Source organism: uncultured Sunxiuqinia sp. (assembly GCF_963974515.1).
GTDB lineage: Bacteria > Bacteroidota > Bacteroidia > Bacteroidales > Prolixibacteraceae > Sunxiuqinia.
Map to the genome: position 1 here is coordinate 1 of NZ_CAXBDD010000135.1, position 7,814 is coordinate 7,814.

At 46.6% G+C, this 7,814-nt stretch carries 10 protein-coding genes and 1 pseudogene; 4 read left to right on the forward strand and 7 right to left on the reverse strand.

What is annotated here, in order from left to right:
- The coding region (locus AAC033_RS17400; RefSeq protein ID WP_339740473.1) for a glycosyltransferase family 2 protein at positions 1-1,236 on the forward strand (1,236 nt) is incomplete at its 5' end.
- A 155-nt stretch (positions 1,237-1,391) separates the two neighbouring features.
- On the opposite strand, the gene AAC033_RS17405 is transcribed toward AAC033_RS17400, so the two are convergent.
- Genes AAC033_RS17405 through AAC033_RS17415 form a run of 3 tightly spaced genes read right to left on the reverse strand, consistent with a single transcriptional unit; the run spans position 1,392 to position 3,506 of the window.
- Positions 1,392-2,846, reverse strand: coding sequence for a pyridoxal-dependent decarboxylase (locus tag AAC033_RS17405; protein ID WP_339740475.1), 1,455 nt, complete (start codon positions 2,844-2,846; stop codon positions 1,392-1,394).
- A 2-nt stretch (positions 2,847-2,848) separates the two neighbouring features.
- A complete protein-coding gene (locus AAC033_RS17410; protein ID WP_339740477.1) occupies positions 2,849-3,127 on the reverse strand; it encodes an acylphosphatase in 279 nt (92 codons plus the stop codon).
- Positions 3,120-3,506, reverse strand: coding sequence for a hypothetical protein (locus AAC033_RS17415; RefSeq protein WP_339740479.1), 387 nt, complete (start codon positions 3,504-3,506; stop codon positions 3,120-3,122). Before AAC033_RS17415 ends, AAC033_RS17410 begins: the two co-directional genes overlap by 8 nt.
- 196 nt (positions 3,507-3,702) lie before the next feature.
- Between AAC033_RS17415 and AAC033_RS17420 the strand changes: the two genes are divergently transcribed.
- Positions 3,703-3,951 (forward strand): hypothetical protein, encoded by a 249-nt coding sequence (locus AAC033_RS17420; RefSeq protein WP_339740481.1) that lies wholly within the window; start codon positions 3,703-3,705, stop codon positions 3,949-3,951.
- Positions 3,952-4,080: 129 nt separating this feature from the next.
- Here AAC033_RS17420 and AAC033_RS17425 read toward each other — a convergent pair whose 3' ends face one another.
- From AAC033_RS17425 to AAC033_RS17440, 4 genes are all read right to left on the reverse strand, one after another.
- Positions 4,081-4,281, reverse strand: coding sequence for a hypothetical protein (locus AAC033_RS17425; protein WP_339740483.1), 201 nt, complete (start codon positions 4,279-4,281; stop codon positions 4,081-4,083).
- A 72-nt stretch (positions 4,282-4,353) separates the two neighbouring features.
- A complete protein-coding gene (locus AAC033_RS17430; RefSeq protein ID WP_339740485.1) occupies positions 4,354-4,785 on the reverse strand; it encodes a DNA-processing protein DprA in 432 nt (143 codons plus the stop codon).
- 88 nt (positions 4,786-4,873) lie between these two features.
- Positions 4,874-5,065: a hypothetical protein gene (locus AAC033_RS17435; RefSeq protein ID WP_339740487.1), complete on the reverse strand. Its 192-nt coding sequence runs from the start codon at positions 5,063-5,065 to the stop codon at positions 4,874-4,876.
- 111 nt (positions 5,066-5,176) lie between these two features.
- Positions 5,177-5,641, reverse strand: a complete 465-nt coding sequence (locus AAC033_RS17440) for a hypothetical protein (protein ID WP_339740489.1) — start codon at positions 5,639-5,641, stop codon at positions 5,177-5,179.
- Positions 5,642-5,741: 100 nt separating this feature from the next.
- Here AAC033_RS17440 and aroB point away from each other — a divergent pair, with 100 nt between their 5' ends.
- Complete coding sequence (gene aroB / locus AAC033_RS17445) at positions 5,742-6,806, forward strand: 3-dehydroquinate synthase (protein WP_339740491.1); 1,065 nt, start codon at positions 5,742-5,744, stop codon at positions 6,804-6,806.
- 98 nt (positions 6,807-6,904) lie between these two features.
- A pseudogene (locus tag AAC033_RS17450) lies at positions 6,905-7,814 on the forward strand (3-phosphoshikimate 1-carboxyvinyltransferase); the annotation flags it as partial.

Below are 7,814 nucleotides of genomic sequence, written 5' to 3' on the forward strand. Positions count from 1 at the left end.
TCACCTAACTTCCCATGCATGAACTTTGCCAGCCGTTATATCAAACGCAACATCAATTACCCGGCTCTTATTTCCGGGCCATCCGCTGAGAGTCTTGGAATGGTCGTGGTTATTCCGTGTTACGATGAGCCTGAAATTCTGACAACAATCCATTCGTTGGCTGCTTGTCAGCCGCCTGTTCAGGCCATTGAAGTGTTGGTGGTGGTAAATCAGTCGGAGGTAAGTCCATCAGAGGTCGAAAGACAAAACGCGCAAACCATCCAGGCGCTTGAGGATTGGAAAATGAAAAATAAGCAAGCTTTTTTCAACTTAAATGTAGTGGTTCCACCGTCCTTTCGGAAAAAGCATGCCGGGGCGGGTCTGGCACGTAAAACAGGTATGGATGAAGCGGTACGCCGGTTTGCTGCACTTGATAAGCCGGGCGGAGTGCTTATTTCTCTCGATGCGGATACGACTGTTGGTCCGAATTATTTTGTTGAGATTGAGAAGCACTTTCAGCAATCCGAGAAGGAAGTTGGTGCGACCATTCGGTTTCAGCACCGGGTGGATGAACTTACGGATGAAGCTCACCGGCAGGGCATGGAGCTGTACGAAACCTATCTGCATTATTATAAGCAGGCGATGGCATTTACCGGGTTTCCGCAGGCCATTTACACGGTGGGCTCGGCTTTCGCCGTTCGAGCTGATGCTTACGTCAAGCAGGGCGGCATGAACCGCAAACAAGCTGGTGAAGATTTTTATTTTCTGCACAAGCTGGCGCAGCTGGGCCCAATTGGAGAAATTAACGGAACCTGTGTTTTCCCGTCGGCACGGATTTCGCACCGGGTTCCGTTTGGAACCGGTCCGGCTATACGAAAATGGATGGAAGGCGATGAAAGCCTGAAGCTCACCTATAATTTTCAGGCTTTCCAACACCTGAAACAACTGTTTGACCGACTACCTGAAATCTATCGAAGCAGCGATCCGGAACTGCCGGCTCTGCTCGGTCAATTGCCTTTGCCGGTGGTTTTATTTTTGAAAGCCGATGACTTTGAAAGCTCCTTACAGGAAATTCGCTCCAACGCATCACGACCAGAAAGTTTCCAAAAGCGCTTTTATGGCTATTTCAATGCCTTTAAGATTCTGAAATTTCTGAATTTTGTGCATCCTTCGTTTTATCCCTTGCAAGATTTAGATGAAGCCAATCAACAGCTAAAGTCAAGTGGATGTTGTGCTTCAAGTCAGGAGAATAGATGATTGGAAGCAGAATATAAGGCTTCTAAAGAAGAAGTTCGGGCCATTCTCCCGGAATATAAGTCAAGAGAAGATGACTACAAATGCCCGTACGATTGATCCTGACGCTAATTGCTGGTCTATTGGCACACCCTGCTCATGACCAGGATCGCTGCGAATCACCTCTCATCGATCCAATCACGGTCAAGAAGGGCTACCGTTTCCTGCAACAAACTCCAGGCTTTTTTCACATGGTGGCGCTTGGTTTGTGTCTGTCCAATGCTCATACGCAGCCAAAACTGTCCGTTTAAAACGGTGTGTGTCAAAAAGAGCTTGCCACTTTTATTGAGGCTATCCATCAGCTTTTTATTGAAGGCATCGTCGTTTTTATGGCGAAAACAAACCAGGTTGAACGGCGGCTGGTTTAGCAATTCAAAATCGTTTGATTGACTGACCCAATCGGCAAACTCCTGCGCCAGTCGAATGTGTTCATTAATGTGGTATTGCAAGCCTTTGACACCATAATGGCGGATAACAAACCATAGTTTCAGGGCCCGAAAACGCCGACCCAGTTGTACATGCCAGTCGCGGTAATCAATGACGGCTCCTTTCTCGGTGGCTTCATTTTTTAGGTATTCCGGTAAAATGCTGAGTGTTTTAATCAGTACGGCCTTGTCTTTCACATAAAAACAGTCGCAATCAAAATTGGTAAAAAGCCATTTGTGCGGGTTGAAAGCGTAACTCTTAGCCAGTTCAAGTCCGTCGAAATGCGAGCGATACTCCGGGCAAACAGCGGCAGACCCGGACATGGCGGCATCCACATGCAGCCAGATGTCGTATCGGCGACAGATTTCGCCAATAGCCCGAACCGGATCAATCGCATTAGACGAAGTGGTGCCAATGGTGGCGCAGGCAAAAAAAGGAATGTAGCCTTCGTCCAAATCTTTTTTAATCTGTTGCTCCATCTTCTCTGGGATCATCGCGAAATTCTCATCTACCTCAATTACCCGTAAGTTTCGTTGTCCTATCCCGACGATTTTAATGCCCTTTTCTACGGACGAATGGGTCTGCGATGTCACGTAAGCCACAATTTTCGGGCATCCACCCAGCTTGTTGGTTTCGAAGTTGGTTTTCATTTCGCGGGCACACAGCAGCGCGGTAATCAGCGCATTAGACGCCGTATCCTGAATGACACCTCCTCCCTGATTGGTGGTCTTAAATTGCTGTGGTAAACTCATCATGTCCACCAGCCAGTCCATCACATGGCTTTCCAACTCCGTGCAAGCGGGACTGGTTGCCCATAGCATGCCTTGTACTCCCAGTCCGGCTGAAAGCAATTCGCCAAGAATGGACGGACCCGAAGTGTTGGACTGGAAGTAAGCAAAGAAATTGGGCGACTGCCAGTGGGTAATTCCGGGCAGGATTAATTGTTCCACATCCTGCATCATCGCATCAAAACTTTCTCCGTGCTCGGGAGCATTGGCAGGAAGGGTTTTTAGAATATCACCGGGTTTGACTTGCGACAAAACCGGGTAGTTTTCTACTTGCTCGTAATAGTCGGCTATCCAGTCAATGAGTTTTTTGCCCTGCTCGCGAAATTGCGTGGGGCTCATGTGGTAATTTTGTTGTGTCATGATTAATATCGGATCGTAAAATCGCTGAAATTTGTGGTTGGTTCTACTTGATTTTGGGTTAATTGGTCGGTTCGGCTGTAGCCGTTCCCTATTTTGAGGTAATCGATTAAACAGTTGATGTCTTTCTCTTCTCCTTCTGCTTCGATTTCTACTTTTCCATTGGGTAGGTTTTTAACCCAGCCGGTTATGTGGCACTCCCTGGCTTTTTCTCGCACAAAATACCGGAAGCCAACGCCTTGGACTCTTCCGGAAAGCAGGATATGCCGGGCTGTTTTAGCCATTGTTAATCGGGTCTTCCATCGGCTTTTTTCCAAACTCGGCTACTACATCGGGTTGGACGAGTGCCCAGATGGAATAAACACCAACGGCAGTCCCAACCGGGAAGTGAAACAAATCCAGCACTGACAAAATCAGAACCAGTATGCGGGCCCATTCTTTCCGTTTAAACAAGCCAAACCCTCCAATAATCCCTGGAATAGCAAGGATGACAAATACGGTAGCGACCACATTTGCTATAATAGACAGCACCAGATTGGCTTCTGGTTCATCGGTGAAATCTCCAACCAAATGAAGAATGGCATAAATTAAGAGGGCGAAAAGTATTCCAAATATGCTGAAGCCAATCTGAATGGCAGCAACAATGTTGATGTGTTTTTGCATAATATGAATTTTTGCTTAAAATTAGAAAGAATGTTTGAAACTTACACCCGGTTTGCCTCAGAGAAATGGACAAATAGAACCATTCTTAATAGCTGTTCAACAAGATCCTTGATTGACTGTTTGTAATAATATCAGATTACGGCTGTTGAAATCAGTTTTTTAGTATTTTTGCACCAGTTAAAGAAAGGAGCGTACGATGGAGTTTATTTTGGTTTTAGGAGTGGCAATTGCCTTGGTAGCACTTGCTTTTGTTGGATTGTCTATCCGGGTTTTACTGGAGAAAAAGGGAAAATTTCCAAACCTTCATATTGGAAGTAACAAACATATGAAACAGCGGGGAATTACCTGCGCTCAAACGTTTGATAAAATAGAACAGGCCAAAGTTAAACGGCAATTGACCTTTAAAAAATTGTCTCTGATTGACGAAGTTGAAGGTGGCTGTTGATTGAAGGTTTGAAGGATTGAGTTAGGAGATCGGGTCAAACATCGGGCGGTGATGATCAATTGCAGGTTTCCAGACCAATAGTTGTAGCTTAGCTTATACATTTTCCCTGGAAGATTGGCAACCAATCCTTTAAACTCGGGGACAAGCAAAACGGACGATAATTTGTCCCACCCGCATTTTTACCTGTGACCATAGCAGGTCGATATACATTTCCTGGCCGTTTAGGGCATATACAATGCTTTGCTCTTCCGCATCGGGTGCAACAAATAATTGCTTCTGGATTTTTGATGGTTTGTCAATATTTTGCTGCCAGCCCATGGCATATTTCAAATCCTGCAGGTTTTCGATCGTTGAAGCTTTATTCGATTTAATGAGTTGATTGCATCTTTTGGGGTAGTTGTCTCAACTGCGTCCCGGAAGTGCAAATACATTGCGGTTATAAGAATCGGCAATGTCGGCCGTAACTAACGAATCGCCTTTTTCAGCCGATTCCACAATGATGGTGGCATCGGCCAGGCCGGCAATGAGTGGGTTTCGACGCAGAAAGTTGGTGCCGTCAATCGGTGTTTCCCTCACAAAGTCGGTTACCAGTCCTCCATTTCCAAACATCTTATCGCCCACCGTACGATGCATGATGGGATAAACTTGTTCCAGTCCGTGGCCCACCACACCAAGGGTAGCGACTCCATGCTTCAGGCAGGCTTTGTGCGCCGCGATATCGATGCCATAAGCCAGTCCGCTGACGACCGTATAATCTCCTCGTTGTGCCATTTCCTGAATCTGCGAATCGCAAAAGTCGCGTCGATTGCTGGTGGCTTTTCGCGTTCCCACCATCGACAAAATCTTTTATGCTTTGAAGTTTGTCGAGCCTTTCCAATACAACAGCAAGCCCGTATCGACGCATCGTTTCAGAAGCAACCGGCTAATTATCATCCCAATAGAAAGCTGTTTGAATCTCGTTTTTTCGCACAAATTCAACTTCGGTTTCCACACGGTCCAGTAGGTTGCTTTCCAGAATTTTTTGTGCGGTAATGCTCCGGATTTTGGGCACCTGGGTCAGCGGCTTCTTGTTTGCCGAAACTATCTCCTTAATCCCGCCCAGTGCGGTGATCAATCGTTTGGCGTTGGTACAGCCAATTCCTGGAGCAAGCGACAGCGCGATTTGGCAAGTGAGTTGTTCGGAGTCCGTTATGAGTGGGGATCTTGGTCATTGCAGGCTGACGCCCTACTGCCCGAGTTGTCTCTTTTCAGGAAGCATTTTACTCAAATCATTGCGAATCGCCTCAATGTCCGCGCTGCTTAAAGCTGCCAGACTGACTTCAGGGTATTCGGCTATGCCTTCTCTGGTTTTGATTTCGAGGTGCAACTCATGAAACAGGAACGATCGTTCCACCACCGCCTTAAAGAGCCTCTTTTTATTGAATTCGATGGAGCTGTATTCTTTTCCGAAGAACGAAATAATGGGGTAATAGCGGATCTGCAACACTTCGCCATCTGATTGGTAATGAACGTAGTTTAAGCCCATGAATTGAAAGCCGATGATAAAAAGCAAGAAGACACCGCCATTGATTAAGGCCACTAGGTCCATCTCCTTCCAAACAAAAAACAAAATGGGCAGCAGTAACAAAACGGCTATCAGGAAAAAACCTCTCTTTATCAGACGTGATCGTTTTTGGTTAGAAATTTCCATAGTTTTTTAATGAATCGTAAATAATCAGGCCATTTTGCCAATGATTTTATCGGGCTGAGAAAATAGATTAACTTTGCCTTCTTCAAAATATAACAAACGCATGGCCTCATCAAAAATACACTCAAATATTGTCTTTTCCCAAAAGGTGGCAGATGAACTCGAAAAAATCGTCGAACAATTTCCTGCCGGGAAGGTATTTCTCCTGACGGAAGAAACGCCAAAACGACTTTGCCTTCCGCTTATCGAAGAGCTGATTGACCGCCGCCAGATCAAGCAAATCAGCATTTCAGGGGGTGAACCCAACAAGTCCATCCGCTCGGTGGAACAGGTTTGGGAGTTCCTGTCAAAAAACGGTGCAGACCGCAAGTCATTGCTCATCAATATTGGTGGCGGCATGCTTACCGACTTGGGGGGCTTTGTCGCTTCAACCTTTAAGCGGGGAATGGCTTTCGTCAATATTCCAACCACGCTGTTGGCCCAGGTGGATGCTTCGCTGGGCGGAAAAACAGGAATCAATTTCAACGGACTGAAGAATGAAATAGGTGTTTTCAATGAGCCGGATGCCGTCATTATTAACACGAGCTTTTTAAAGACCATCGACTACGCAAATTTCCTTTCGGGTTATGCTGAAATGCTGAAGCACGGACTGATTAAGGATCCGGAGCACTGGGACGAGCTGATGGGGTATGATTTGGGCGATATCGATTACGTATCGCTGGAAGAAATCATTGCCCACTCGGTGGCGGTGAAGGACTGGCATGTGCAAAACGACCTGACCGAGAAGAACATTCGCAAAGCGCTGAACTTTGGACACACGGTCGGGCATGCGTTTGAGAGTTATGCCTTGCACAGCGGGCGTGCCATTTTGCATGGTTTTGCGGTAGTTTACGGAATGATTGTGGAGCTGTACCTTTCGGCTAAACGATGTGGCTTTCCGCAGGATCAGCTAAATGAAATCAGCCGTTGGCTGCTGGGTGTTTACGGGAAGTTTGAAATAGAACAGTCGGATTATGAAGCCCTTTATGAACTGATGACCCACGACAAAAAAAATGAAGGTAGCCGAATCAACTTCACCTTGATTACCAAAATAGGCGAGGTGTCCATCAATGAGGATTGCCCGAAGGAGTTGATTTTTGAAGCGCTTGATTATTACGCAAAACGATAATCCGCCGGCTGGCAGACAAGTTCCAAGTCTCAAGTTCCAAATTCCATCTGCGGACAACTCGAAACACAAAACTCGAAACTGATAACTGAAAACTGACCATGAAATACCGTCTTTCCAAATCAGATAGAACCATCCAAGGGAGCATTGATCTTCCTTCGTCCAAAAGCATTGCCAACCGCGCGCTGATTATTCATGCGCTGAGTTACAGTCCATATCCACTAAAAAACCTGTCGGCAAGCGATGATATTGACGTGATGCAACAGGTGCTGACTTCGAACACCAACCAATTTGATATTGGCCACGCGGGAACCGCCATGCGTTTTCTGACGGCTTTTCTTTCGCAGATTGTCGGGCAATGGGTCATCACCGGTTCGGAACGGATGAAACAGCGGCCCATTCATGTGTTGGTTGATGCTTTGAATGCGCTGGGTGCCAAAATTGAGTATATGGAGAACGAAGGTTATCCGCCACTCAAAATCTGGGGTTCGCACCTGAAAGGCAAGGTGCTGGAGCTCGATGGTAGCATCAGCAGCCAGTATATTTCGGCCTTATTGATGATTGCCCCGGTGATTGAGGGAGGCCTGACCCTTCGCCTGAAAAACAAAATTACTTCGCGACCCTACATCGAACTAACGCTGAAGCTAATGAAGCAGTTTGGCGTTCGTTCGGTTTGGAAAGGCAACGAAATCAGGGTGGACGAGCAGGCATACCAGGCACGTGATTTCACGGTTGAAGCCGACTGGACCGGTGCTTCGTACTGGTACCAATTGGCTGCATTGGCCGACGAGGCTGAGATTGAACTGAAAAACCTGCGCCTGATGAGTTTACAGGGCGACTGCGAAATTGCCAGTTGGTTCAAGGCCTTTGGCGTGGACAGTAAAGCCACCCCCGACAGCGTGATCATCACCAAATCAGCAAATATTCAACCCAAACACTTGCAGCTCAACTTCATTGAAAACCCCGATGTGGCACAAACCATGGCCATGTTGTGTGTGTTGAAAAAAGTGC

Coding starts and splice junctions, on each gene's coding strand:
- aroB (WP_339740491.1), top strand. CDS start 5,742: ATGGCCTCATCAAAAATACACTCAAATATTGTCTTTTCCCAAAAGGTG.
- AAC033_RS17405 (WP_339740475.1), bottom strand. CDS start 2,846: ATGACACAACAAAATTACCACATGAGCCCCACGCAATTTCGCGAGCAG.
- AAC033_RS17420 (WP_339740481.1), top strand. CDS start 3,703: ATGGAGTTTATTTTGGTTTTAGGAGTGGCAATTGCCTTGGTAGCACTT.
- AAC033_RS17415 (WP_339740479.1), bottom strand. CDS start 3,506: ATGCAAAAACACATCAACATTGTTGCTGCCATTCAGATTGGCTTCAGC.
- AAC033_RS17410 (WP_339740477.1), bottom strand. CDS start 3,127: ATGGCTAAAACAGCCCGGCATATCCTGCTTTCCGGAAGAGTCCAAGGC.
- AAC033_RS17440 (WP_339740489.1), bottom strand. CDS start 5,641: ATGGAAATTTCTAACCAAAAACGATCACGTCTGATAAAGAGAGGTTTT.
- AAC033_RS17430 (WP_339740485.1), bottom strand. CDS start 4,785: ATGGTGGGAACGCGAAAAGCCACCAGCAATCGACGCGACTTTTGCGAT.